General features: G+C 39.6%; 28 protein-coding genes. 6 read left to right on the plus strand and 22 right to left on the minus strand.

Annotated features, from left to right (window positions below):
• Positions 1–21: 21 nt before the first annotated feature.
• The 7 genes from A7985_RS07790 to A7985_RS07820 form a co-directional block, all read right to left on the minus strand.
• A complete protein-coding gene (locus tag A7985_RS07790) occupies positions 22–654 on the minus strand; it encodes a GyrI-like domain-containing protein (RefSeq protein WP_065789839.1) in 633 nt (210 codons plus the stop codon).
• 86 nt (positions 655–740) lie between these two features.
• A complete protein-coding gene (locus A7985_RS07795; protein WP_065789840.1) occupies positions 741–1,226 on the minus strand; it encodes a DUF1579 domain-containing protein in 486 nt (161 codons plus the stop codon).
• A 132-nt stretch (positions 1,227–1,358) separates the two neighbouring features.
• Complete coding sequence (locus A7985_RS07800) at positions 1,359–2,072, minus strand: hypothetical protein (protein ID WP_065789841.1); 714 nt, start codon at positions 2,070–2,072, stop codon at positions 1,359–1,361.
• A 115-nt stretch (positions 2,073–2,187) separates the two neighbouring features.
• Positions 2,188–3,906 carry an ATP-binding protein gene (locus tag A7985_RS07805; RefSeq protein ID WP_065789842.1) on the minus strand — a complete coding sequence of 573 codons (1,719 nt, stop codon included), beginning with the start codon at positions 3,904–3,906 and terminating at the stop codon, positions 2,188–2,190.
• A 346-nt stretch (positions 3,907–4,252) separates the two neighbouring features.
• On the minus strand, positions 4,253–5,143 hold the full coding sequence (locus tag A7985_RS07810) for a PD40 domain-containing protein (protein ID WP_065789843.1): 891 nt from the start codon (positions 5,141–5,143) through the stop codon (positions 4,253–4,255).
• 782 nt (positions 5,144–5,925) lie between these two features.
• Positions 5,926–6,273, minus strand: a complete 348-nt coding sequence (locus A7985_RS07815) for a ribonuclease E inhibitor RraB (protein ID WP_065789844.1) — start codon at positions 6,271–6,273, stop codon at positions 5,926–5,928.
• Between the two features lie 233 nt (positions 6,274–6,506).
• Complete coding sequence (locus A7985_RS07820; RefSeq protein WP_065789845.1) at positions 6,507–7,307, minus strand: ion transporter; 801 nt, start codon at positions 7,305–7,307, stop codon at positions 6,507–6,509.
• Between the two features lie 385 nt (positions 7,308–7,692).
• Here A7985_RS07820 and A7985_RS07825 point away from each other — a divergent pair, with 385 nt between their 5' ends.
• The gene (locus A7985_RS07825; protein WP_065789846.1) at positions 7,693–8,562 is read left to right on the plus strand and encodes a hypothetical protein; all 870 of its coding nucleotides are present in this window, start codon (positions 7,693–7,695) and stop codon (positions 8,560–8,562) included.
• A 38-nt stretch (positions 8,563–8,600) separates the two neighbouring features.
• Here A7985_RS07825 and A7985_RS07830 read toward each other — a convergent pair whose 3' ends face one another.
• The 4 genes from A7985_RS07830 to A7985_RS07845 form a co-directional block, all read right to left on the minus strand.
• The gene (locus tag A7985_RS07830; protein ID WP_141685291.1) at positions 8,601–10,460 is read right to left on the minus strand and encodes a GGDEF domain-containing protein; all 1,860 of its coding nucleotides are present in this window, start codon (positions 10,458–10,460) and stop codon (positions 8,601–8,603) included.
• A gap of 276 nt (positions 10,461–10,736) precedes the next feature.
• Positions 10,737–11,330 (minus strand): pentapeptide repeat-containing protein, encoded by a 594-nt coding sequence (locus tag A7985_RS07835; RefSeq protein WP_065789848.1) that lies wholly within the window; start codon positions 11,328–11,330, stop codon positions 10,737–10,739.
• A 116-nt stretch (positions 11,331–11,446) separates the two neighbouring features.
• On the minus strand, positions 11,447–12,061 hold the full coding sequence (locus tag A7985_RS07840; RefSeq protein WP_065789849.1) for a DsbA family protein: 615 nt from the start codon (positions 12,059–12,061) through the stop codon (positions 11,447–11,449).
• Between the two features lie 250 nt (positions 12,062–12,311).
• A complete protein-coding gene (locus tag A7985_RS07845) occupies positions 12,312–13,310 on the minus strand; it encodes a sphingomyelin phosphodiesterase (RefSeq protein ID WP_065789850.1) in 999 nt (332 codons plus the stop codon).
• A gap of 422 nt (positions 13,311–13,732) precedes the next feature.
• On the opposite strand from A7985_RS07845, the gene A7985_RS07850 reads away from it, so the two are divergent.
• Genes A7985_RS07850 through A7985_RS07865 form a run of 4 tightly spaced genes read left to right on the plus strand, consistent with a single transcriptional unit; the run spans position 13,733 to position 15,301 of the window.
• Positions 13,733–13,957, plus strand: a complete 225-nt coding sequence (locus tag A7985_RS07850; protein ID WP_065790056.1) for a DUF4177 domain-containing protein — start codon at positions 13,733–13,735, stop codon at positions 13,955–13,957.
• Positions 13,950–14,174, plus strand: a complete 225-nt coding sequence (yidD, locus tag A7985_RS07855; RefSeq protein ID WP_065789851.1) for a membrane protein insertion efficiency factor YidD — start codon at positions 13,950–13,952, stop codon at positions 14,172–14,174. The genes A7985_RS07850 and yidD overlap by 8 nt, the downstream gene beginning before the upstream one ends.
• 10 nt (positions 14,175–14,184) lie before the next feature.
• Entirely contained in the window at positions 14,185–14,559 is a 375-nt protein-coding gene (locus A7985_RS07860) for a hypothetical protein (RefSeq protein ID WP_065789852.1), read from the plus strand.
• On the plus strand, positions 14,534–15,301 hold the full coding sequence (locus A7985_RS07865; protein WP_065789853.1) for a M48 family metallopeptidase: 768 nt from the start codon (positions 14,534–14,536) through the stop codon (positions 15,299–15,301). Before A7985_RS07860 ends, A7985_RS07865 begins: the two co-directional genes overlap by 26 nt.
• 39 nt (positions 15,302–15,340) lie before the next feature.
• On the opposite strand, the gene A7985_RS07870 is transcribed toward A7985_RS07865, so the two are convergent.
• Positions 15,341–16,033 (minus strand): cupin domain-containing protein, encoded by a 693-nt coding sequence (locus A7985_RS07870; RefSeq protein WP_065789854.1) that lies wholly within the window; start codon positions 16,031–16,033, stop codon positions 15,341–15,343.
• A gap of 557 nt (positions 16,034–16,590) precedes the next feature.
• Between A7985_RS07870 and A7985_RS07875 the strand changes: the two genes are divergently transcribed.
• A complete protein-coding gene (locus A7985_RS07875; protein ID WP_065789855.1) occupies positions 16,591–17,487 on the plus strand; it encodes a hypothetical protein in 897 nt (298 codons plus the stop codon).
• Between the two features lie 208 nt (positions 17,488–17,695).
• Here A7985_RS07875 and A7985_RS07880 read toward each other — a convergent pair whose 3' ends face one another.
• From A7985_RS07880 to A7985_RS07930, 10 genes are all read right to left on the minus strand, one after another.
• Positions 17,696–18,103: a retropepsin-like aspartic protease gene (locus A7985_RS07880; RefSeq protein ID WP_065789856.1), complete on the minus strand. Its 408-nt coding sequence runs from the start codon at positions 18,101–18,103 to the stop codon at positions 17,696–17,698.
• Between the two features lie 485 nt (positions 18,104–18,588).
• Positions 18,589–19,023 (minus strand): hypothetical protein, encoded by a 435-nt coding sequence (locus A7985_RS07885; RefSeq protein ID WP_065789857.1) that lies wholly within the window; start codon positions 19,021–19,023, stop codon positions 18,589–18,591.
• Positions 19,024–19,266: 243 nt separating this feature from the next.
• A complete protein-coding gene (locus tag A7985_RS07890; RefSeq protein ID WP_065789858.1) occupies positions 19,267–19,824 on the minus strand; it encodes a metal-dependent hydrolase in 558 nt (185 codons plus the stop codon).
• A gap of 962 nt (positions 19,825–20,786) precedes the next feature.
• Positions 20,787–21,461 carry an alpha/beta hydrolase gene (locus A7985_RS07900; protein ID WP_065789860.1) on the minus strand — a complete coding sequence of 225 codons (675 nt, stop codon included), beginning with the start codon at positions 21,459–21,461 and terminating at the stop codon, positions 20,787–20,789.
• Positions 21,462–21,579: 118 nt separating this feature from the next.
• The gene (locus A7985_RS07905) at positions 21,580–22,182 is read right to left on the minus strand and encodes a nucleotidyltransferase family protein (RefSeq protein ID WP_081310463.1); all 603 of its coding nucleotides are present in this window, start codon (positions 22,180–22,182) and stop codon (positions 21,580–21,582) included.
• Between the two features lie 8 nt (positions 22,183–22,190).
• A complete protein-coding gene (locus A7985_RS07910; RefSeq protein WP_065789861.1) occupies positions 22,191–22,601 on the minus strand; it encodes a VOC family protein in 411 nt (136 codons plus the stop codon).
• A gap of 71 nt (positions 22,602–22,672) precedes the next feature.
• A complete protein-coding gene (locus A7985_RS07915) occupies positions 22,673–23,092 on the minus strand; it encodes a helix-turn-helix transcriptional regulator (RefSeq protein WP_065789862.1) in 420 nt (139 codons plus the stop codon).
• Between the two features lie 173 nt (positions 23,093–23,265).
• Positions 23,266–23,820, minus strand: a complete 555-nt coding sequence (locus tag A7985_RS07920; RefSeq protein WP_065789863.1) for a hypothetical protein — start codon at positions 23,818–23,820, stop codon at positions 23,266–23,268.
• 58 nt (positions 23,821–23,878) lie between these two features.
• Positions 23,879–24,877, minus strand: coding sequence for a hypothetical protein (locus A7985_RS07925; RefSeq protein ID WP_065789864.1), 999 nt, complete (start codon positions 24,875–24,877; stop codon positions 23,879–23,881).
• A 193-nt stretch (positions 24,878–25,070) separates the two neighbouring features.
• Positions 25,071–25,403 (minus strand): hypothetical protein, encoded by a 333-nt coding sequence (locus tag A7985_RS07930; RefSeq protein WP_065789865.1) that lies wholly within the window; start codon positions 25,401–25,403, stop codon positions 25,071–25,073.
• Positions 25,404–25,710: the final 307 nt, after the last annotated feature.

The following is a 25,710-nucleotide window of genomic DNA, read 5'->3' on the forward strand; positions in this document are numbered from 1 at the left end:
TTATAAAACCTCTAAAAGGATCTATTCAACCTTGAACCTCAATACCGTTTTTAATTTTTCTGGTGCAACTTTTCTCACATCCGATAGGTAAATCTCTCTGTGCACTTTAGACACTCTCACCAATCCATTCTGATTTGCAAACGCTTCCATGATTTCAAAAGTTTCTTGTTCGTCTTCAAAAGGGCCTATGTGAAGCATTTGGATACACTTTTCATCAGCCATAGATTCAAACCGTATGAGATCTAGTAATGGACTTGGCTTTTTCTCTTTTGTGGCAACGAGTACATTCTCAAACAAACTGTTAGTTACAAACTTCGGTTGCCGGATCATCAATTGATAAATCAAATCTTCTTTTGCAATAGAGCCAGTGAAGTGCGTTTTGGCTGCATCATTTATATCCCAAGTACCTTCAAGCGGGTATACAGTATAATCGCAATATGCATGTGGTTTATTCGCTCTCTGCTTTAAGCGCATCTTGATGCCATAAGCCACTGAATACAACGCACCAATACTTTCAGTAAAAATGGAGTTGGTAGGACTGCCAGCACCACGAACAGTAATAAAACAAAACTCTGGTACATCAATAATGACCGGTTTTCGTTTAGGGATATACAGTTCTTTTTCCTTTTTACGCCATTCGTACTTCTCTGACATAGTCGTCCCTTTATGTTTGATGTATTTAGATACACTGATAGCGTCAGGCTTGCTAATTTACGCTGCTAGACATATTGCTGACTAAGCTATTTTCTCGTAAACATCATTTTCCAATTGGTTTCCCACGTTTTCCCATCGTCCTTCGAAAAAGCTTGCTCCCACGTCGGTATTTCTGGATTTGTTGCATTCCAAATAAAACGAACTTTAATTGGCTGGTCGTTGAAAGTATCGTCTGCAAAAAACTGCCCGACTTTCTCATTAAATGTGCCAACGACAGGTGTGTCCATCGACGCGGGGTTTCTGCCATCTAACCACCAAATTGACCACTCTCTTGTCTGTGCATTGTAGGAGCGTATTGCTTTAGCTCGAATTGATGCTTCAGGAAAGTGAAGATGGTTGTCTTCTATGTTACCAAACCCACCAAGCGTTTTAACCGTGGCTGACTCTCCAGTAAACTCATACCACTCATCACTATCACTTAAAATCTCTTTTAAACGGCTATGCCTTACGTTCCACTCACCTATAATAAAATCAAAGTCTTGCGGGGCATCTAGCTCTAATTCGAGTAACATATCCTGTCCTTTTAGTTATTAATTTTTAACTTCCGCGAATACCTTAGCATAAACACTGTATAAATAAACAGTTAAAATTAAATGAATAGGATTTGTTACAAAGAATATCAGCACAGCTCTTGAAGTGATGGATCATGGAATTTTTACAATTTCATCTCTAAAGGCCATCGGATGATTATCCGTGCTTTTAAGTTTGTCCGCTTCTATGTTAATAAACTGAGTTTGTGCAATACAGTATTCATCCACCTTCGCAGTTGGTTTAAACCAAGTCACATTGCAATTAAAGGATCCCGGACATGCTTGGTCTACCCAGTTGGAAAACTCTGCGACTTTCGCTTTACCATTCGCAGTGGTACTTGCATCATCATGTGCAGCTTTCATCCTATTAAAAAGGTATGGCGGCGTCGTATAAAATTCGGGTTGTACTTCATAATAGCAGTAGTAACCGTTTGAAACACCTTGCTTAATGGGCACCTCGACTGAATGTAAATGGCTGTCTGACGATGAATTATTGGCTCGTTGGCTACCTAAAAACATATTTGACGCATCACTTGGCCCATGAAGAACCCCGTTAATTTGATGCATTCTGGTAAGCTTGGTAGTGGAGGTATTTGATGCATTTGGGTCAATTAGACCCTTATAGGGAACCCATTTTTGCAAATCTTTTAGGTCAGCAGGGCTTGATTGCTTTTTTGTTCCCGTTATAAACACTTCATTGCTTTGTGCCGTGTTCGTAAGACTGTTAATACTGCCAGAAGATACATTATTCGCGGTGAGCTTTTTAGTCACTGGTGAAATGAGAGACCAGTTTATCGTAGTGGGGTCAACCACTTTGTTCGCCATCATAATCAGCTGCCTTTTCAAGTTTTAAAATAGCTTTTAAATACTTTGAATAAGACGGATTAAAACGGCTCCTGTGATTATATTATTACTTTCAAGTTCACCTGCAGTTATTACTCGATCACGTCGTCTGATTGACCAGCTCATTTAGCGTTTTAAACATTTCATGCATTGCAACCGGCTTACCTATATGATTTACAAAACCCAATTTTTTATAGTGCTCTATATCCTGAGGCATTACATTTGCAGTTAAAGCAATCACAGGTATCTGTGGGTTAAGTTGATGGATCAATGAAAATGCTTCAATGCCATCCATTTCTGGCATTTGTATGTCCATTAAAACTATGTCAAAGGTTTCATTTTGAAACGCTTGTACAGCCAATTTGCCATTCTCAACAAGCTCTATTTGCGCGCCCGTTTTTTCGAACATTTTTTGAATGACGATTTGGTTTATTTCATTGTCTTCCGCGATGAGGATCTTTACTTTGGCAAAGTTCGGGATTTCGCCTTTACGAGCTTTATTTTTCGAGTCAGGTAACGCAGCTTGTGAAAGCGGCAAAGTAACGCTCACGCAAGTTCCTTTATTTTCTTCACTGTCTATCGTGACTTTTCCGTCCATCAGCTCAACTAAGCTCGCTGTAATGGCCAAACCTAAGCCAGTGCCTCCATATTTTCGTGTCGTTGAAGAATCAGCCTGTTGAAAGCGCTCAAAAATTGAATTTTGGGTTTCTTGTGCCATCCCAATACCTGTATCAATAACATCAATGTGTAATGCCTGCATGCTTTGATATTGAACCGTCTTGACTTCGATCTGAACACCACCAACGTCAGTGAATTTGATCGCATTAGAAATAAGATTCAGTAATATTTGCCTAACACGGACCGCATCGCCCAACCAACCTTGACTTAGCGCTGAGTCATATTGTGTCCCAAGTGAAATAGACTTTTTCAACGCACCACCTTTTAAATCTGATACGACAGATTCAACGGTGTCGTGTATAGAAAAAGGAGCTGCCTCAAGCTCCATTTTGTGCGCTTCAATTTTTGAAAAATCCAAAATATCATTAATAATGGTTAGCAATGACTGAGCAGAATAAACCGCTTTGGACACTAATAGCTTTGACTCATTGTTAAGCTTTTCTTGTTCAAGCACTTGCAGGGCACCCAATATGCCATTCATGGGTGTTCGGACCTCATGACTCATATTTGCCAAAAATTCGCTTTTAGCTTTGGATGCTTGCTCAGCCTTTACGATTGCCTCTGTCAAAGCTTCATTTTTTAACCGCATTTCATCGCGAGAACGCCTGATCTGACCGGCATATTTACGATTAAAGAACCCGACATTACAACAATATAAGTAAACACTAACCGCCGCGACTATTTTGGTGATCAGAGGCGACTGCTCAACGAACTCAAATCCAAGCGATAGCCCCCCAGCTAAGCAACCCAGCGCCAATGCCACTGTACAAATATAATACCGCTTGATACCACCCAAAATTAGGCTATTCAATGAGTTGACAATTAAGAGCGCAAAGACGACCCAAATCTGAAACCCAGTGGCGGCGCACCATATGCCATAAAATAGTGCATCAAGATACAAATTGATGTACTCGGCCCCTATGCGTTCGTGAGCAAGTTTGCTATGTAAGCGTGCTATGTGTGGCCACACAGCACAGTTTAAAAAAATGAAGCTGATAGTTGCTATCGTTAAGTCAGTATATAGTGCGCCAATAAGCATGACAGCCATCAACACGCAACCGATTATGCGAGGCGCATAATTGAGCTTTCCAAGAGATGGTTTTTTTTCTGGTGTTTCATTCGTATGTTGAGCAGACGTCATGTCAAATACTTAAGTCCAAGCGCAGCTATCCTCCTAACTTTATACACTAAAAAACACTTTTTTATTTGTTTTTTAACCCAATAAGTTAAAAAAATGCAACCACATACGATCTCGTCACAATCAGCACGAGCTTCAAATTGTGCCTTACTCCTAAATTCCAAATTGAATATCTGTTGTTATGCTCACCTTAAATTGGCTTGATAAATGACTTTTCACCACAATAATCGCATGGCTACCCCTTCCCAAGGCACTCAATGTAACCTGCTCCTGCGAAATTAAGCGTTTATAATTTGCAAAATAAAAAGCGCGAGATACGTATATATCCAGCGCTTGGGAAACAATATGCTTAAATTTTTGGTCTGAGGCTTTCTATAATTTGGGCATCTACCCAATAACTTTTCCCAACCCAATTTTGACTGCCATCATCCTTGACCTGCCACTCACCTCTGGAGAAAAATAAATATTTACCGTCAGGTGTCACGCGAGGAGAGCTTTCATTCAAGTTGGTATTTATCAATGGTCCCATATTTACCGCTGGGAGCCACGCGCCTTGCTTACTTCTAAAACTGATATAAATGTCAGTTTTACCGTGCCCATCGTCACGTACAACGTCCCACATTAAGTACGACTCGTCAGGCGCAATATAAGGGTGAGCAATCCATTCACCCCGATTGATTTCAGTACCGAGTTTTATTGGGCTGTGGTGCTTCCCATTAACCAAACGAGAATAACCTATATTTCCTTTGCCCTTATCTTCTTTTTTGTAAAACGGAAAAAAGTAAGTGCCTTGCGCTGACAGAGAAATACCATGCCCTTGCTCTTTTAAAAACGCGCCCTGCTCTTTTTGCTTAGACCACCCAGTGTTTGTTTTACTTCTAAACCACTTTCCGCCATACATCATGCTGCCATCCAAAGAAAACTGTGGCCATCTAATATCAGTCTCAGATGCCTTCCCCCAACGTCCATTTTCATATCGAATCACAAAAAATACGCGCTTTTTGTACTTTCCATTTTTCCTTGTGAAATAAAACTCCGTCATATCTGGTGAAAATGTACCACCTTCAAACCGGCCATCTGGTGACACTACTTTGGGATCAAACAGCTTAGGTGTTAATCCTGGTGGTGTTTCTCCAAAATAATGCTGCTCGGATATTGCTGAAGTTTCTTGAGCAAACGTATTACTACTCACGCTCATCGCAGACAGTAGAAAACAAGCTGACATATAAATACGATTCATAGTTCACCTTAATTATTAAAATCAATGAGTTAAATTGTTCTTAGTTATATGACACTGAGGTCAAAATCTAATCTAGACAAACTCAATGTAAAAAACCTGACGTCACTATGATTTTGAAATGATTTGAACATGACGACGTAGAGAAACTTTTGAAGTTACTGACAAACCATATGATTACTTCGGCAATGTTTGAAGATAATGAACACAAAAAATGGAGTATAAAAAATTTATATCAATAAAAATCAGAAGTTTAACAAGGTGCTTTTGAAATTTAGCATACATATCAATAGAATGATGGACGACTTGATAACCATCAGAACATTTTTACAGGGCCCTTTTTCAATCGAGCCAGAGCAGTGAACTGCAAAAGCGAGCTTAAATGAATGCTAGAAGCGCGCTTGTTTTGCTGAGATAGAAACAAGCCGGACCAAGACCATTCGGACCAAGACCATTCGGACCGAGACCATTCGGACCGAGACCATTCGGACCGAGACCGTTCGGACCGAGACCAGTCACGCCCAATCAATTATGTTGTGTATCGTAGCAACGATGTGGACAGGGTGGATGCTAAAAGTTTGTTCATACTTATGTGTAGTGAACGCCTAAAAACAGGGCTTATAAATACTCAATATTACAAAATGAGGATGAGGGCAACTCGTGCATTAGGCCCCCACTACTTCATTGATATTTTTCGATTTTTGATAGCCAAAATATAGCCACCATTTTTCCGTTCAGATAAACGGTTATTCACACTCGTAATTTTTGATTTAGCTAAAGCGTTTTTATGTTCCGCAAGGACTGCAAACAGCCCATGAATTACAAAACCCACCAAAATTTGAGACAATATTGCTTAACCTTTTTTGCTCTTCTGTAACGAACTCATGGGTCACTTTATTGTTCACTGTAAACAATACATGGCCTGGCAATTCATCTTCTTCATTTGGCTCAACATAACTAGCCTCAGGCAAGATGGTCGAAATGTCTGTTTGCTGTTCCTGAGTTAATGGCCATGAGTCAAACTCGACGTAAAACTCAATGTTATGGGCAGTATCAAAATCAAAGTCTCGTTCTGCCAAGATACGTAACATGTCGCCATCAGCATCCAATGGCCAGGGGGTTGTTTCACTCATCAATCTCTTCTCTAAAAATTATGTCTATATTACTAGTCGTATGAGAGGACGATAGATTTACTTATTTTTAATTATTGTTTGGGGTTTCTAGGATATACGATACGAAGTGGGCCTTATCAGGGCTGTTTTGACGCGCTTAGGCTACTCAAATCAATTGAGAACTGAGTCAAATAGCCCGTGGTACAAATTTAGAGTCGCGCGAGTGCGCGACTCTAATGGCATTACAACATTATTTAATGCTTGTTTTGCTTTAGTAATGCATCAAGTTTAGCTTCGACGCGTAATATATCTTCTTTTGTGGCAAGCGCTTGCTCGGGCTTCCCCTCTTCGTCATGCATAATTTGCATGGCATCAACGATGATACCAATGAACAAGTTCAACACAGCAAAGCTAGTAATGATGATAAAAGGTACGAAAAACAACCATGACTGTGGGAATAGCTCCATGGTTGGACGTACAATTCCCATTGACCAGCTTTCTAGCGTCATTACTTGAAATAGGGTATAAGCCGAGGCGCCAATGCTACCAAACCACTCTTGCATGTTAGGATCGGGGTGTTGGCCAAACAATTTTGTGGTAAGTACGGCTGACACATAAAACACGATACCAAGTACTCCAATGACCGACGCCATACCGGGTAGTGAATGACCTAGCGCACCTATAACTCGGCGCATTTGCGGTACCACCGAAAACAATCTTAATACTCTTAGAATCCTGAATGCACGCAGTACAGATAACGCACCTCCCGCTGGTACCCAAGATATCGCAACAATAATAAAGTCGAAGCAATTCCAACCTGATTTAAAAAATTTAACACGATAAGCAATGAGCTTTAAAATGAGCTCGAAAGTAAAGATCAGTAAGATCACGAGATCTATTTTATGTAAAACGCCCGCATTGTCTTTACCAAATTGGGTTGTCTCTAAGCCCAAAGTCACAGCATTAAACAAAATAACGGCAATAATAAAGTTTTGAAACGTCTTCGCTTCTACAAGCGACGTCAGTTTAAACAGGAAGTTGTTTGAGGATGTCATGGCTCTTTTTTAGGAAAATAAAAGATAAGCAATGATTTCGGGGCTAGACACTTTTGTCAAGGGAAAAGCGATTTCTACACTGCAACCTCAATTGTTGCTTTGACCTTTCACAGTTATACAATCCCGGGTTTATTACCATTAAGGCAAGCTTTGCTTTTTGCTTCTCAATAGAATTCGCAAAATCCAAAAAAATTCACCCCACTCCGATTAATCGCCACACAAAATATATAACCATCTAATTTTGAAGGATTAATCAAGACTCCTATTTATGGCACAAGTTTCGCAGTTATTTCGGTGAGTTGATATAAGCGTACCGCCAAGAGTGTGAGGTTTTACCTGAGGCGCTTATTTCTCTCAACACGTTGGACACAGTGAGGAATGTATTATGGCGAGTCTAAACAAAAGAGAGATGGCATTGCGTACCATGTATCAACATCATGGGATATTGCATTTCCAAAACATGTATTCCCAATCAACCCTAACCAAGTGGAACCGCGTATTGGATCCCGTATTCAAGCGGTTAGCTTTGCAAGCTCGTAGCTATGTAAAGCCGGATGAGCTAGTAGAGTTGGGGATTCTCGAGGAGGTAATGTGTAAAAGGTTATTGAACGTTATCAGCGTACTAGACCCATGTCCCATATTCTTACACTGTCACTGCTTTGAGATAGGCGGGAATTGTGACGCAAGCCTGACAGACTTTCATGAATTAAATGGCTGGCACAGAGACACTAGCGACCCAAGTGTCAGGTCGGTGCGTGACTGCAGACCTTGCTCAATCTATATCTATTTATCAGACGTGAAGAGCTCTGACTTTGGCTCTTTTGAAGTTGTACCCAGATACGACAAAGGTCCACTGAAAAGCAATATGAATAGCTGTAATATCACAGGAGATAAGGGCACATGTTTTTTATGGAATCGGGATCTTTACCACCGCCCGAATATAAATCGGTCTGCTATGAAGCAACGAATTTTAAAATTGTCTATTCAGACCAATGGCTGGGCGAACTCGCAAATTCAGCAGAGCGAGTTTAGACATGCCTTAGCAATTTTAGGTAAAAATAACCCTGCCCTCGCTTACTTGTTAGGTAGTCATTTTGGAAACAATTTAGCAACCACTACAATGCCTTACACAAGAACGGGTGATTTGCCTCGTATCAAACCAATAGATTGTTCAGAAAAAACAAAAGTGCCGACTAAAGCAGAAAAGATGCTGCGTAGGATAAAATACCAATTTGATAAGGCGTTAGGTTTTTAGCCTTCTTATCACGTTTTACTCGGTTAGCACCTTGATGGTTAGTACACAACCTTATTTCTACCCGTATTCTTGGCTTCGTAGAGTTTATTGTCTGCTTGTTTCAGTATGCCATCAACGTTGTTATGTACATCATTCAATTGTGCAACCCCGCAGCTGACAGTAATGGTTAGGTCGTTTTCTCCAATGGGCGTGTCGCGAATTACAGCACAAAGCCGTTGCGCACTTTCAACAGCACTTTCTATGTTGGTGCCGGGTAAAACGACCACAAACTCCTCCCCGCCTATGCGCGCAATAAACTCATTGGCACGCTGGTATTGCTTTGTAACCCTATTCGCCACTTCAATCAAAACTTCATCGCCGACATCATGGCCATACGTGTCATTCACATTTTTGAATTTATCAATATCTAACAGAATCACTGAAAGCGCTAATTGATGGCGTTGATTATATCGTATTAAAGCACCTAATTGCTCTACCATATAACGGCGATTAAACGACTTGGTGAGGGGATCTGTATTCGCCAAATTTAGCAATGCATTGGATAACTGCTTTTGCTTATAAGCAAACACACTGACACCTAACAATACGGATATGGCGAGTAAAATATATAAAGTTCGTAGTTTGTTTTCATCCATCAGCGCTTTTAAAGATGCCTGTTGTAATCTAATTTGCTTATCAGCCAACTTAATTTTGGTTTCCTTGAGGTCAGTTTCAAATTTGACTCTCGTCTCCTTCTCTAATTTCAGCTGTTCATTTTCTCGTGCTTTTTTCTCCAAAACGATATATTTAAAGAGCATCTCTAACGCTTCTTGATCACGCTCTAGGCTATCGAGTGCCTTAGCTTTAGTGAACAGTAAACGCCTTTCATAACGATTGTAATAACGGCTTTCGAACTGTTTAAGCAAATCACTGGCTTGTAAAATAGTATGCAATGCTAGATTCCCTTGCTCCAGAGCCAAATAGGCCTGCGCTTGTTCGAGGCGCAGTACTGTCATTCGCACAGGGTTGTTGGCAGTTGTCCACTCATACTCCTTAGCTTGCTCCATAAACAAAATTGTCTTTTCAAATTTCTGTTGTTTATAAGCAATGCGCGCTAAACCAAATGGTGCCCAAAATTTAGCTCGGTCTATATCTAACTCCGATGCGATTGACCTTGCCTGTTGATAACACGCTTCAGCCTCTTGCAGTCGACCAGCCTTCATATACACAGGACACAAGCCGTAGTAACTGTACATGACATCGACCCAATGATGGAGCCTTTCTGCGTTGTGTAATGCCTTATACTTTAAGACCAATGCCTCGTCATAATTTCCCAATACCGTGTAGTAAGCCCCCATTACATTGTTAACATAAGTTTGGTATTGAGGGGACACCTGCGCGTTTTGAGAGAGTGTGAATGCCTGACTCAAAATTTCAAAAGAAGCTGCTGAATCTTCTGTCCAAAGCAAGTATGCCCCCAAATAGGTTTTTGCCTTAACTTGCATTTCAACATCTTGCCACGTTACAAAAATTTCGAGCGCACGCCTCACGTCTGCTTTGGCTTGTGCTAATCGACCTTGCTCGAGTTGCTGTAAGCTCAAGTGCATCAATAAGTAGGCATGAACCCAGCTATCTGAGTTGTGAGAGGATTCTTTGGCCAACCTATAGTGTAAAGTCGCTTTATCAATGTGCCCTTTGAAGTAGTAAAGTTGCCCCAGTAAAGTGTGATAAAAGCTTAACTGTGTTGGATTAGAGGTGCTTTTAACTACCAATTTTGCCGCCGCAATGGACTCGTCAGGAGATGACAGGCTTTTTTCAAGTGCTTGTTTATATTCTTTAACTGGTTCATCAACCGCTTTACTGATAACTGAGAAAAGAGAGAAAGAAAAAATCAACAGATACCTTGCTATGCTGCTCACTAAATAATCCAGCTAAATTGGAGGTAATTCTAATATTAGTCTAACGAAGGTAACTTTCCGCCATTATTCAATTGTTGATTGCCTTAATGGAGTCATGAGTCCGAACGCTCAGTGTTTATCAAAGTAGGTTTAACCGGTAACCTTGTTTTGTCTGGTCATCTAAAGAGAGGAAGACCACTGCAGCGGCCACTCGTGCACTCTATAGCGAGCTTTGTATCTCACTTTCCTCAAGGCAGTCGATGTTACCAGCAAAAGCTAGCAACATCACTTACACTGCTAAACGAGCTCTATTTCTAAACTACCTAACAACCTGATGGCTTCGAAACGATCAAACCTCGCTTTTTTTAGGTCATTATTAAAGATATCAATGTCGAAGTCTGTTGCGTTCGAGAAATCAGCACCTGTTAAATTCGTATCCGCGAATAGAGAGCGACCAAAGTCTGTAGATTTAAAGTTGGCGTTACTAAAATCTCCACTTCTAAAGTCCACGCCGCGAGCTACACAACTTTCCATTAATAGATCTGGTAATGACAACCCATAAAACGAGCTGTCGTTCATCAGACAATCGTAAAACTGGATCGGAGCGCTAAATATCGGTCTGGGCCATGCCACTTTACTCCAGTCAATACCAACTGTTTTTGAATCTCTAAATACCACATCTGAAAACTTACTGTAGTCCATTTTTGTAAGGCTCAAATTACACTTTGAGAACTCACAATCCACAAATTGGCAACGACTAAAAATAGTCTCGGAAAAGTTACACCCGATAAAAGTGCAATTTTCAAACACCTTTGATGAGAGTTTTTCTCCAGCTAAATCCTCGCCCTCAAATGTATTGGACCAGAACTCATTCTCTTCTCTAATACTCATTTAACCTCCTTATAATTCAAATTCGTTTCTCTTCGGTGTAAAGCAATACAACAGCTCAATGCACCCGATTGAAACAGGTTTTCATGTCTTCAACATTGCAACTAAGTCAGGTTTTATCAACTCATATCTATGTCGTTAAATCGTTGCATTAAGACTTCAGCTTTGCAAAACCCCAATGTTAACGGGTAAGCTTGGTTCTTTTTGTCGATATAAAAGAGCGCGGGAAAGCCGCTTACACGCAACTGCTGCGCAATACCAAGATGCTGTTGAAATAGCGCCTCTGTCTCTTGCGCGTTCAATGTTTTTACAAAATCATCGCCAGATATTTCAATTGAATTAGCACATTCAATGAGCGTTTCTTTTAATGAAGGGTTTTTAGCGTGTTGGTAGTAAGCCGACTGAATAGCTTTAACCATTTTTTGAGCATTGCTTTTTGAAATCCTCTGCGCAGCTATAACTGCTCTACACGCTAAATATGTAGCTCGATAAGGTGTATTCAGCTGCCAATAATCATGATTAAACGAAACCTGAGTCTTACTTTCAATTTGATGCCAATACGCAGAAATAGTTTGCCTAAGCTCTTCAGGCATCGGTTGGTTTGTGTCGGGAGCAAGCCCTCCCATTATCCAATCCACGTGTGCCGAAGGGTATTTGCGCAAAAACTGTTCTAACTCAGGTTGAAACCCGTAACACCATCCACACATCGGATCCATCACATATAAAAATCGCATTTTTCTCTACTTTCCATATGGGGGGCGAAGCTGATAAAGCATTCTGTCTGGTTATTTTGGTTGTACCATTATACACAGTTCCGTACATTTCAAATTTTTGATTAATCGGATTTTTTGACAATTATTACCTCCATATGCAGCATTGAACTGTATAACTCAGCCCTAGGAGTAAATTTGCTAGACTTGTCTTATCAAACAGAAACGATGGAAAAAGAGGGCGATGCGCACGCACATCGCTCAAAAGTGATTGTTAAAATTCAAAATTTACTTGTACAGGGTAGTGATCAGAGAGCTCGTTGTAGTAACCGTTGTGATAATAACGACCATCACTTAGGTTCCAATTACCTTTTAAATAGCTCCAGTACCAATCTTTTTGCGCTGTTGGATAGCGAACCACCATGCTTGGAGAGTTTGTAGGGTGTTTATGGTCGGTATGCCAGAACACATAATCAAGTGTGTCATTATAATTCAAGCTATAGTCAAAATAGTATGCGTTAGCTTTCGTAAACCAATTGTGTTTTGCGGAGAAAGAGCCAACTTCTGGTGTTGTAAAATGTAACCCAGCTCTTGCAACTTCAAGCATATCAGTTACTTCGTTTTGTTTACTCCACTCAACATTCATGTCGCCACCAAGAATAACGGGCTCATGACTGGGAATTTTTTCAGCTTCAATAAATAACTGAATTTCACCTAACTGACTCATTCGCACCTGATGCTCTTGCTCTGTATTACCATCGTGTGTTGCTTGTAAATGTGTGCCAACTAAATGATAGCGCTGGTTGTCCTTTTCTATTTCCACATAAGCAAACCCTTTGTTTGCCAAGTAGTCCCAGCTACCGCTTAAACTGTTATGAAACACATGGGCTTTTTTAGAAATAATTGGGTATTTAGAAAGGATAACAACCCCACCACGAATAACAAAAGGGCTATTAGAGCAATTGCCAGACAAACTGTCCCACCCGCTGCCACTGCAGTCTTGACCGACATTAGGCGTTTGATATGGATATAGTTCAGAAAGCGCCGCCAGTGCTTGATCCGCGTCACTATTAAACACTTCACTGACAAGAATAACATCTGGCGTGTCGTTCAACGATTGCAAAACTGTTGGTAAACGCTCTGCTCTGTTACTTTGATCCCAGCCTTGTACATTGAGTTGCATAATATTATATGCCATCACTTTGAGTGACTCGGCCATCGCATGCGTACTAACCAACATAGATGCACAAAATAGGACGTGCTTTGTTTTCATGACTATCTCCAATACTTCAATTTTTTTATTGGATACATATGTACCCATTTAAAAGTAGAAATTTCGGGACATGAAAGTAGTCGGAACAAATTTCAGTTCCATGTCTAAATGATTATATTTGTATTAAAACAAGCATGTAAAAGTAAAAGGCGGTTGAAAAGCGCTTGTCACTTCAACTGCCTTAAACTCCTAGACTATATAATTTATGCCTTACCCTATTAAGGTAGGTATAAGACTAAAACCACTCCCTTTAGTTATGCTGAACACTCAAATAGAGATCACTACACTCACTGGCACACTCTAATGAAAGACTATGTGAGCTCCCCGATTCGCCCTCTTAATTAAGGAGCTAACAACTTGTTTTAGTGATAAATTATAGTTATAGTGCTTTAAAATCTAATAAACAAAATCATGGACGTAATATGACTCAATACGATGAATATAAAGTTATCCACGTTGTAGAAGGCGGATGTGGCACGCTATTACTTGGTTCAAGTGGTATGCCATTAAAAAAGCTTGAAGCGACGCTTAACCGTGAAGCTCAAGATGGTTGGCAGCTTGTGTTTCAGGTAATTGAAAATAAACGCTTTATGCTCTTTTGGAGCCGTGAAGCCGTTATTTTAACGCTTGGTAGAAAACGTGCTTAAACGGTTTGCGCTGGCCGCCATTCGCCGCTATCAGGTAAATGGCGGTGCCAAAGCTCATTTTAATTTATCTTGCAACTTTACCCCTTCATGCTCCCAATATACCTATCAAGCTATTGAAAAGTATGGCCTGATGAAAGGCGGGTGGTTGGGGCTAAAACGTATTCGTCGTTGCAACGATCCCGACTGTGTCGAAGTTAAGTCAGACCCCCTGCCTTAGGAGTTTAAATATGGATGATTCTAGTTTAAGAGAACAAGAAGAAGCATTGCGTGAGGGCATATCGTCACTCTCGCCTGAAGCTCGAAAACGCTACTACCAACTCGAAGAACAACTCGTAAAAGATCCCGATACGTATGCAGTACTTAATTACTTCTTTGCTGCTGGGTTGCATCACTTTTACTTGGGCAAAATAGTCCGAGGTTTAATTAACTTTATTCTGATGCTCGTCGGCCTTATTACATTCGCTATCGGTGGCTGGGTACTCATTGTTTTAGTCATTGTGATCGAGCTACCTCAGCTATTTAAAAGCCAAAAAATAGTGAGAAAACACAATATTGACGTAATGGAAGGTGTGATTAATGAACTCAATCGAGAGCAGAGTTAAAGCCCAGCAACAAAAACAGTTACTGTGGATATGCTCTACTGCCCTGCTCATTATGGCGCTAGCGGGTTATAAATTTTATACCCATGGTCTTCCTTATTTATCAGAAAAGATTGCAGCTGCAATCCCCGCTTCTATCTATACCACTGTAGATAAAAACACGCTTGAATCATTAGACGATAGCGAATTTGAACAGTCTCAGTTAAGTGAAACCAAACAACAAGCACTTCGTTCATTGTTTCTATCTCTTTTAAATGAAGAAACCACCAGTGAGCGCCAATTCAAATTAGAGTTCCGCAACTGGGACGGTAAAGCCAATGCAATGGCTTTAGCAGATGGCACAATCGTGATCACCGATGCGATGGTAAATTTGGCTTCTGAGCAACAGGAACTCAGCGCTGTGTTACTTCACGAGCTAGGCCATGTAGAACACAATCATGTTATGGAATCCATTGTAAGTTCATCCATCGTTTTTGCAGGCTTAACCCTAACATTAGGTGATGTTTCTGCACTGGCAGATGTAATATTACAAGGCGCTGTCGTTAGCATAAATCAAAGCTACTCACGACAAGCAGAACTTGAAGCCGATCATTATGCATCTGAGCAACTCATCGCGCTATATGGTAATGCTCAAGCAATGCAGTCTATTCTGGCGAAACTCGCAGAGGAGTATCCAGATGAAACTAGCTGGCTGAGCACACATCCAAGCTTTGAAGATCGGATAAAAAAAATTGAGAGCGAGTAACGGTAGCAATACTGTTATTTGCTTTTCATTTAGTTCGCTTTAGGTTTCCTCTACTTCAAATCCGCCTAGCTCACGAATAAACTCATCACCCCAATCCATAACTTGATGTTCACTCAACTCTACCAGTCCCTGTTTTTGTAGTTCTGTAACTTTGGCCGCAACAGACTCAAGTTCAGCAACTTCACAAGGTTTAAATAAATCAGGATAGGCCTTTGCAACCTTTTTGGCTTTTATAGGGCAGACGGTATGCAATGGATGTTCAAAGGGGACATAGGGGCCTAGCAAAACTTCAACGACCATTGGTTGATGCTCTGCACCCCAGAAACAATGTGGCGTTGCATGGGGAAATAGAATCACCTCTCCAGGGCCAACTTCCTTTTTAGCCATTTTTCCAGAGTACGTTTGCACAATAGCCGTTCCGTACCCTTCTAATACTGTGATCAACCGGCTACTTAGCGGGTGTACATGCATATCCCCTTTGGCGGCGGACTTAGGTGGAAACATATCAAAGCCGAATGATAGCCCATCATCCTGTTGCTTAACTATTTTAGTCAGCATGCAATCAATTTTTTCCCAAGGAAAGGATTCAAATGCTTTGTAATTGGGTAGTAGATGCAAAGGCACTTGGCCGAAATGCTCACCACTTTCCCACTGCCTTAATACAAAGTGATCTAGCGCCGCTTTAGTTAACGCATCTCTGTTAGTTAGCAGGCTTAATAGTGTGTCTGTCATAACCATATTCCTTTTGAAAGACGACTTTAAATTTGCGAGCACAGTATGCTTACCTATCAACACTTTACTGCCCACGAAAGGTTAAAAAAGTGTAAACCCCCATATGCATAAGATCAAATTAATAAAAGTCATGTACTTTCACCTTAGAGAGCTGGGTAAAAATCATACACAGTCATGGCAACAAGATATATTTTGCAGAATAGTCCTGCTCCTCAGCTTACCTAAGCGTTTATATACGACTAATAAATTCAGCTTAATAGTAGTTCATCCCATTGAAAGTAATAGAAAATGATAAAGACTTACTCATTACCTGCCCGCTTTTAACATTTCAACGCGACTGGCAATAAAGATAGGCTCCATAACAAATACGTCGTTGTATTAATTATGCTTTAAAAGCGCTTTCTCCTATGTGAAAACAAGCTCCGCGCCATATTGAGTTTTCCCCTTATCCTTTTCGATTTAAATTCACAAAAAATTCACCTTAGTACCTAGTTGATTCACAACATTATGATCAATATAATAATGATTCTCATTTATATTAAAAGGATAATGACCAAATGAAGATACTTTCTGTACTTTTACTTTTATTGTTTTCTTTGCCAGCTTTGGCTAAAAAACCAATTCGTGTTGTAGATATCGGTGTAATGGGTTTGGCCTCTCACGATTTATTCCAGTGGAATGCTGAGACTCGTGAAAATGAAGAGAATGGACGCTTTGATTTAAGTACGATTTTTGACTACGCAAACGGAACGAAAATTTACCAAGGAGGAAACCCGAAAAATTCCTCCAATGCAGCGGTCTATTCAATTACGCAAAATATTGTGAGCTTTTATGCTGGTAAAAAAGCCACATTGCTTATGTCTAGAACCGTCACAGAAGAGCAAGCACATATCATTGCACGAAAACAAACCGTTGAATATTTTATAGGCATGGTGAGAGAGTCTTATGTGCGCTTTACCAACGCAGGGTTTCCTAACTATGCCCTCGCACAGAGTGTGACCGACGAAGAGCAGGGAGTAATGCGTGCTCTACATGATATCCTACCGGGCAAAATAATGGTTAACCGCAACCTTACACAAGAAACTTTGCTCGTAACCGACTTTAAACTTGCCATGAATCAACTTTCACCTTCGGAAATGATGCAAAACGTCAAGTTTTTTGATGGTAAGTACGACGAAGAATACCTTCATGTCGTGATCCCTGGCTTCCCTGATTCACGTATCATCAATTTAAAGGAAATTGACGGGGCCTTTATTGCAGAGCAAACAAATTATAACTTGGACAATATGCTTGTTGAGCTTCATTTCTATGGTAAATTTCCGTTCTTTGGCAACCTAATCACCTTCACGAGTTTTGGTTATCACTTAGAAAACTTGTTTGCGAAAGGTATTTGCAATAAATATGTCGATGGTAGCCCAAACCCTTGGAATACAGTTGCAATAGAGTGCTATTAAGCTGAAATATCGATTTGATTATCAATTTGTATTTTTAATCTAATTGTAGATTATTGCAAAAGTGCAGCTCCAACATTTCAATCTGGAGCTGCATCAACTCACATTTGAGTACGCCGATCACACGCCCCCAAAATAGTAATGACCCAGTAATAAAGCATTAGCTTGAGATAAATGGCTAATTTGTGATTAAAATGAAAAACTAAGCCTTTCAGTCGTTTATAGTTAGGATGATTTTATTGACTCCAAAATCTATGACCGCTTTATATTTTGAAAAAAACGGATACCCCAATAACCCGTGCACACCCTTTTCCCCGCCTGCAACTTGAACATGGTCTAAGTTGAGAGACACAAAACTTGGCTCTTCATATAAAGTGCCATCTAGTTCTATTCCAGGTATATCTATACGGCCCATTTCATGATCTGAGGTACCAAGCCCTTGAGCACATTCCTCGTTCGTTTTCTCTTCTATACCTAAATCAGAAAGACAGGCTCTATCTAAAACAGACGCACCAGCGGCAGTATCTAATATAAAGCGCAGTAGCCTCCCATTGATTTTAGCTTCTATAATTTGATGTCCAGTTTCTGTCACTTCAAAATCTAATAAAGCTTTATTCATAACTATTCTCCTTAACAATCCTTATTTCAAATATTTATGCCTCTAACACCTATCATTTAAAGAGCATTGGCAAAATTACGCTTTTCACTTATTAATAATTTTCACTACACCAAATAATGATTCAACAGTAAAACAACAAAACTCAGAAGTAAACACAAAGCTTGGTTAACCATTAAAAATCACTACTACATTTAGACACAGTATCAGAGCCAATATATATTGATTACGAAAAACAGAGTAAACTAGAGAGATCTGCAATAAATACAATTAACACCAAACCCTACTTTAACTGCAGAGTACGAATTAATATTTAAGAAAAAACCAATATTAATACCGAAATATTTCTACTTCACTCTACCACACAGGACTAATTAGCTAAAATAGGAGTACACCTAAAAGGCTCTCACATTCTTTTAAAGGGTATTCCCGGCCTTAAAATTAATTATAAAATCTTGGAAATAAACTATACCTCCGCTTAGTAATTTTTAGTTAGTCTCTGTGAAAGTTATAAAATCATCAATATGATTGAATTTTTTGATAACCTTACCTACATCGAAATCAAACTCATAAACACTACAGTTCGGGTCATTTAGTTCAATATAGAATACAGACTTCTCCGCTCTGCCAATGATAAATACTTTAGATTCCTTCCATTTTTTGAAAAACTGCAGGTCTTTTTTTTCTTCTTTAGCTGACGAGCCGATTAAGAACCGAATTAATGCCCCCCATAAGCTGGGCTTTTTCGGTACTTCGTCATAGTTGTGGATATGGAAGTAGTTAGCATTAACTATTGTTTCCGCATTGGTGTGAAAAATATAATTGATCAAACCAGTGTCGCTACTCTGTGTATCAATTTTGCTTTTATATATCTCAGGTAAAGCTATTCCGAGCTCTTTCTCAATGTTCTTCGATATTTTCATTTAAAGTCCAGGCTAGCAGGAACGCTTAGCTTTTTGATCGTAAACGTTCGACAATTAGTACAGGTAAGCACGAGTCAATCTCTTATATACTCGCTTTGAATTAATTACTGTGCCGTTTAGTACCGAACTATACCGATAAAGTCAATAACAGACTGTTTACCTCCCAACTCTAAAGGGTTTCCTCTCTTGCCGAAAACAATTGAGTAGGCACACACTTGTTCACGAAGCTTGATAATACGTTAATTAGTGTCTCTTACTAACATATCGGTTATACATACTAAAAACCTCTTGATTCAACTTTTCACTGAATATCTCTAAAAATGTTAGCTTCCTAGTAACAGCGATATATATAGAAAAGATTAGTAATACCAGCATGAACAGCTGATTCTGCCAAGCATTTAGCTCCCATTGTCCTGACCAAGTAATATTGAAACTTGAATCAACGGGGTATAAATAGTAGACCGGCCATTGATTTCCATCAGGGCCCTTTGAGCCGATTATGTCTAAGACAATATGAAAGTGAACCAAAAAAAATGAAAGTAAAAAAACCAGCTTTCGCTGTGTTTTGGAAAGTAATGCGAGTAACGTTGATATTAAGAGCGCGGAATAAATAGAGTGCCCAATATAATGATGATACATTGCATAATAGTTCGTCTTATCCGTTATCCAATCTACAACTAAGCCAATACCATCTATATCGGGCAATACGCCAGCTGAAGAGACTAACGCTCGCTCCCTTCTGTTTTTTACTAATTTCACTGTGGTAAGCCAGCTAAAAAGAAGGTGAGCGACAGGAGCCATAAAATCAGTGCCTAATACTATAATAATTGAAAAGAAATTATAGAGTGCTCCCTCACTCTACATCAACCCCATATTTTCCAGAGCCCTCTAATAATGCAGAATTTATTTTTCCAGCTTTTTTTAGCCTCCTCTCCCCCTGCTCTTCATGGCTTCTATCATCTAAAAAATACGGCGAAAAACTTTGCTACATTCTGATGGTTTACTTTATCTTTCGATACTTAATAAAGCAGCCCAGCAAGGTTAATACACAAGCTGCTTTAAAAAATAATAAGCTAAGCGGTCTCCACCAAGCACCTGTGCTAGCTTCAATGATATCAGACACACCAAATGCTATAAATGTGATTGATGCGCATAGTGATACTTTGTAATACACATTTGAGGGGCCTTTTATAATGGCATTCGCAAATAACCCAAGGGCAATTAAAAACCATAAGGCCGATTCAATGTAATTAAACTCTGAGATTGACATATATTTCGTAGTAGCTTCCCACTTCCTTATTGTGATTTTAGTTAAATTGATAGTTCCTGAAAAGCCATGTTGTACTTCACTGCCGTTAACACCAAGATAAGTGAGAGATTACTTTCTCGTGGCATCTGCCTCTTTAACGCCATCACATTGAAAGTAGGTGACTAAGTCTTCTGTTTGGTCCACACACGCGATCCTGCCATTGGTAGATATACTCAACTAGTTGCTCGAAGTTCGTACTTGCTCCACGTTAACACTGATATAAACCACAACCGGCTAGAGTACTTTTGAATTGTCTGGCTTATATTTAATTGGCTTTCAACTTTAGCGCCTGAGGCTTTTTTAAAGCAAAAAAGCCACACTCCGATACCGCTTGTGAAGAATCTGAAGAAAATAAAAGCTATCGAGGAATGACTGTAAGTATACTTGAAAGAATTGGCAAAGTAAGAATACTCTAGACCTTAAGATTAAAAATCTCCTTTAGATTAAAACAAAGTTAACTTTCTATGATACGGCTAACTTCCTGCCAACATTTTTCTGGGTTACTCTGAGCTATAAAATGACCGCCTTGAATATTTACTACGTTTAGTTCTAAGCACACCCGTTTAAAAGCGCTAATAACCTCCTTATTCACCAAATAATCTGCACTGGCATTTAAATAAGTTGTTGGCTGCTGAATTTTTTCGACAGGCTCTATTGCTCGTCTGATGATTTTTAACCGTTCTTTGAGCGCTTTATTTGAAACGTTATCAAGTGCTTTATAAAAAAGCTTAACCAATTCAGTACGATTAGCGCTACCAAAGAGCAAGTAACTCAGAATAGCAATAGGAACTATGCGGTGACGCATCATGGATAACGGAATTAAAGCACTAAATTTAGCCAACAAGGATGGACGACTCAAAAAGCTGGCAGCAAAAAAGACGTGTTTAACCGTGACACCACTTAATTGACATAGTTCGTAGGCGATTAGCCCTGAATAAGACTCTGCAAATATAACTATCTCTTCAGACTTAAATTGTTCAGCTATTTCAACGGCTTGCTCTTTTGGGTTATTAGAGCTGAGGGATGACAGAGTTACAACTTCATAAGAACATGATTCTGCTATACATTTTTTGATTGGTTCGTACAAAATACCGGTTCCATCCATTCCTGGTAAAAATACTAATCGCATGATTACTTTCCCTAAAAAACGTGCCTCATTATATAAGCAATTTGATTGCAGGCGTCACTGTGTGAAACTGATAAACAGTGAACAAATATGCATAAATCAATTCGCCTTAACTCCACTGTTAAGGCGCAACGCTCAGTTGTGGCCACCTTACTAGCCACCCTTTTGATTTTACCCGATCATCAAACACTTCCCGTGGCCTATTGGGGTTATAAGTAATGTCACCCTTCAGCAATGATTCTACCCCAAAAGCAGCAATACATTCATATTGACTTTCTGCGGTCTGACGGATAGCAATTGCAGTTTCCTTTTCGGGCCAATAACTCATGGCATCTAGCGCGCTTTTATACGAAGAATCGCCATTGCGCCCATGCATTATCGCTTGATTTCGAACCTGCCAGTTTAACTCTGGCATTTGTAGAACGAGTTGACTTTCATACTTAATGTAAGCATCAGGGTTTGCTTCTTCAGGGTCAAAATAAATCACATCAACGTCGTTAAGTGGTGTCGGCGAGTCTAGGTTATGCAGAGCATCCCAGACCAAATTGCGGACAAATCCCGCTGCTATATAGCACTGAGGTATCGCCAGTTTTGCGACTAAATTGAGCGCCTTAACTCGAACCATATCGCGCTTAATTAATTCTACAATTCTGTCCACTTTTACCTGCGTAATATCGTCTAGAGCAACAGCGCCATTTGTGGCGCATTGTTGGCTCTTATTCATGTGATTTATTATTTACGTTGGACCAAACTAAACCAGTTCCCCGAATTATCTACACCCATCGCTTCGACGCCATAAAGCTGCTCTGTTGGGGGTTGCATAAACTCCACCCCTTTTGCCACCAGCTCTTGGTATGTTTTCTGGCAGTTTTCAGTTTCGAAAACACCCGCCCCAAACGCCCCTTCAGAAATTAAGCTTCGTATTTTTTCGGCTGAGTCTTTGGTGAACATCGGCCCCTCTTTTGGTTCTGCTAATACCAATTGGAGTTGTGAATTGGATTTCGGATGTACAGTTAACCAACGAAAGTCCCCTTCCACTTTCATGTCATCTCCGACTTCAAAACCGAGTTTGTTTTTATAAAAATCAAGCGCTTCTTCCTGATTGAGAACGTATATTGTTGAATGCGCTATGGATGTGATCATCTTTATGCTCCCTCTTGTTGATTCATCCTAATGTTATAGCAATAAGCAGCATGATATTTCTCCAATATTGCTCAATTCGCCAACTTACCCAAAAATTTATATGCAAAACAAGCCGGAATAGTCTGTGCGGGAAAACAATATGCTTCGCTAGATAAAGCCCACAGTTTTCGGCGATATACAGTAGGTGCCACACCTACTCGCTTTAAAAACAACGAAGAAAAGCTACCAAGGCTGCTGTAACCCACTTTCTCGCAAACCTCTGAGATACTGTAGTTTTCTGTAATTAGCATTTTCTTCGCTTGTTGGAGTCTAAGGCGAGTCAGGAATTCGTTAGGCGTCTCTCCATAAGTATCTTTAAATACGCGCAAAAAGTGGTAAGGAGACATGTATGAGCATTTTGCGATATCCGATAAACTGAGTGGGGTTTGGTAATTATCCGCAATAAAATCCCTGCCTGTATTCAGCCGTTTCAATCTATTGTTTGCAGCCATAAAACATCCTTATTAACCTATTTGAAATAAAGCGCCTCTCAAAGCTATTTCATAGCATAATTTTTTAAGTTGCTTCAATACAACACCTTAACTAGCGACCATAAAATTGCTTGACTAAATTTAACGCCAAGAAAACACAAACCACGCACTTTGCGCCCTTTTTGAGATATTTACTAGTTTGTATTCCTTTTCAGCCAGTCACAAATATATTCGGTAGTATTATTTATTGAAACGGTATTTTGAACAATTAAGTCAGAGTTATTTCTGACTTGGCTTGCAACGTTAATATATATTTCTCTAAGGTGGTCTACGTATTTTTTTAAGTAATTTGATATGGAACATGCTGATTGCCCGCACTGGCTTTCAATCTGCCTTCTAATAACTCGAGCTAGGCATAACTCCATAGGCGGATCTAACAAAATAACGTAATCGATTAATCTCGACATAGAGTCACGCTCTTTACCAAATGGCTCTTCTATGAAGATAAATCGCGTGTTCCGTTCACAAATCAGTTGTTCCAAAGCCTCTAAAAGCCTTGGCGTTTTAATAAGGTCAACATCTGAACCATCTTTTAACCAAGCTCTCATATTTGAAGGGTAAGTCTCCTGATCTATATGATCATCAAATAGTAGAAAAGGGCTATTAAATTCGCCCGCAAGCAACTTTATAACTGTGGTTTTTCCCGCTCCTGAAACACCACTCACCGCGACAACCTTTGTATTATGCATACGGCTCTAGTACCACAAAAAGTTAATGCAGATATTTCCGGGCCCTATGGCAATGTTTTTAATTTTGCATTGCATAAGATTTTGCCTGCTTCAATTCCCCTTCTGAGCCAGCCCAGCGCCAATGAATATCTTCAATTTTATCATCTAATATATCAAGCTCGACACGCAATTTGTCTCTATCTTTTGTTATCCAGAACCATGAACTAGCATTGTATCTTGCAAAAATTGAGCTTGCCGAGTCTTTATGATTTGTTGATTGTAATGATTTTTTATATGCCTCTATCGCCTTGGTTTTAATTTTTTCCGATTCGATAAACTGCTTTGCTTCATCAGACATATCAACAAAAACATCGAGATATTTCCAATACTCTATGTATGCTTTTAGTAGAATAATGGGTAAATCAGATCCCTCCTGCGCCCGCTCAAAAGTACTTTGAGCAAAAGCAATCATTTGTTCGTTATTGCCTCCCCATTTTTCAGAAAGAGCGATCACCATATGCATATGAGCGGCCCAGTTATCTTGGTCTCTTTCAACGGCTTGATTAAAGTAATATTCTCTTTCTTCAATATCATCCGAAAACCAAGTGGACACCATAATTAGATAAGCCCACGGAGTTGGGTCTTCAGGGTTTTGACTTGCACATTGGCCTAGTATGTTCCTTGTTTTATCCAGCCTTTCAAAAAATAGCGCCCATCTTTTTTTACTAACCTCAAAGCCTCGGCCATATCCTCTTGCATCCCAAGACCACTGCAATAGGCGTGCACCGTAGCATAGCAATGCGTCTGCGGAGCTTGGTTCATTTTTAACCCAATCTTCAAGATACTTTATTGGAAAAAGCCTCGATATACCGACACTAATAAAATAACGCTCACTGAATGACGTTGCATTAGAGAGCATTGTTTTTAAACTAGAATAATCTTTAGAGTTAAGCAGTAGATGGTAGATCTCCACACTTCCATACGAACATTGCCGAATCGACCTTTTCCGCATATTTTGCTTGGAAGCAGCAAAAATGATTAAAACTAATGCTAACACGCCGAATAATATGACTAACATTTAAAATCCTTAATATCTGCAGCCTGCATTTGAGCGGGTTCACTTCGTACGCCGCTCCTTGCTCTATTGAAGCGCACTACAAGCGCATGTCATCCCACTCATTTAGTATCAACTAATTGCGTTAAACAAGTGATGTTCTGAATCTTTTACTTATAGCTCATATTTATTACAAACATAAGTGCCGTGTGAAACGCTAGTACACGCAAGCGATTGTATCCGTGCCTTTTTGTATTCGTATATTAGTTAACTTTCGTTCAGGGATAGGATGAGGCCAACTTTCAAAAACTGAAAAATCAATCATGTTTAGATGATATTTAATCATAAATGGGAACGGGTTTTTAACCGATAGCATCATACCTACGCTAGAGTCCATTTGTGTAAATGAAAATTCTAAAGTCTTATCAGGGTTTACTATTTCAGATACTTGTTTGAAATTACCTAAGCGCCCTTTTCCTATAACTTCAGCTTCAATGAGCAATTCGTCACTGGGAAGTATGGATAATTGTTCACCTTGAACAACTGCCAATACAAGGGAGCACTTGATCTACTATGCCATTATCTGTTTTGAACTTAACATGTTTATTTTGACGGCATGAGTTGGCTTTACAAAACTCTTCAAGCGTCACTTTTTTTGAGGGCCTGATGTACTTTCTGTAGCAGTTCTTTCTGTAGCAGTATTTTCTTTAGTAACTTGAGTATTAGTCGACTGACAACCTACTAATAATGATACAAGGCCAAGTAATGTTAAAGAGTATTTCACAAAAATTCCTTTAATTTACAACACCTGCATACAATGCTGGTGACACTTTTAATATTGACATCGACAGAAAACC

The sequence above is a fragment of the Pseudoalteromonas luteoviolacea genome (assembly GCF_001696455.1).
GTDB classification, from domain to species: Bacteria; Pseudomonadota; Gammaproteobacteria; order Enterobacterales; family Alteromonadaceae; genus Pseudoalteromonas; species Pseudoalteromonas luteoviolacea_C.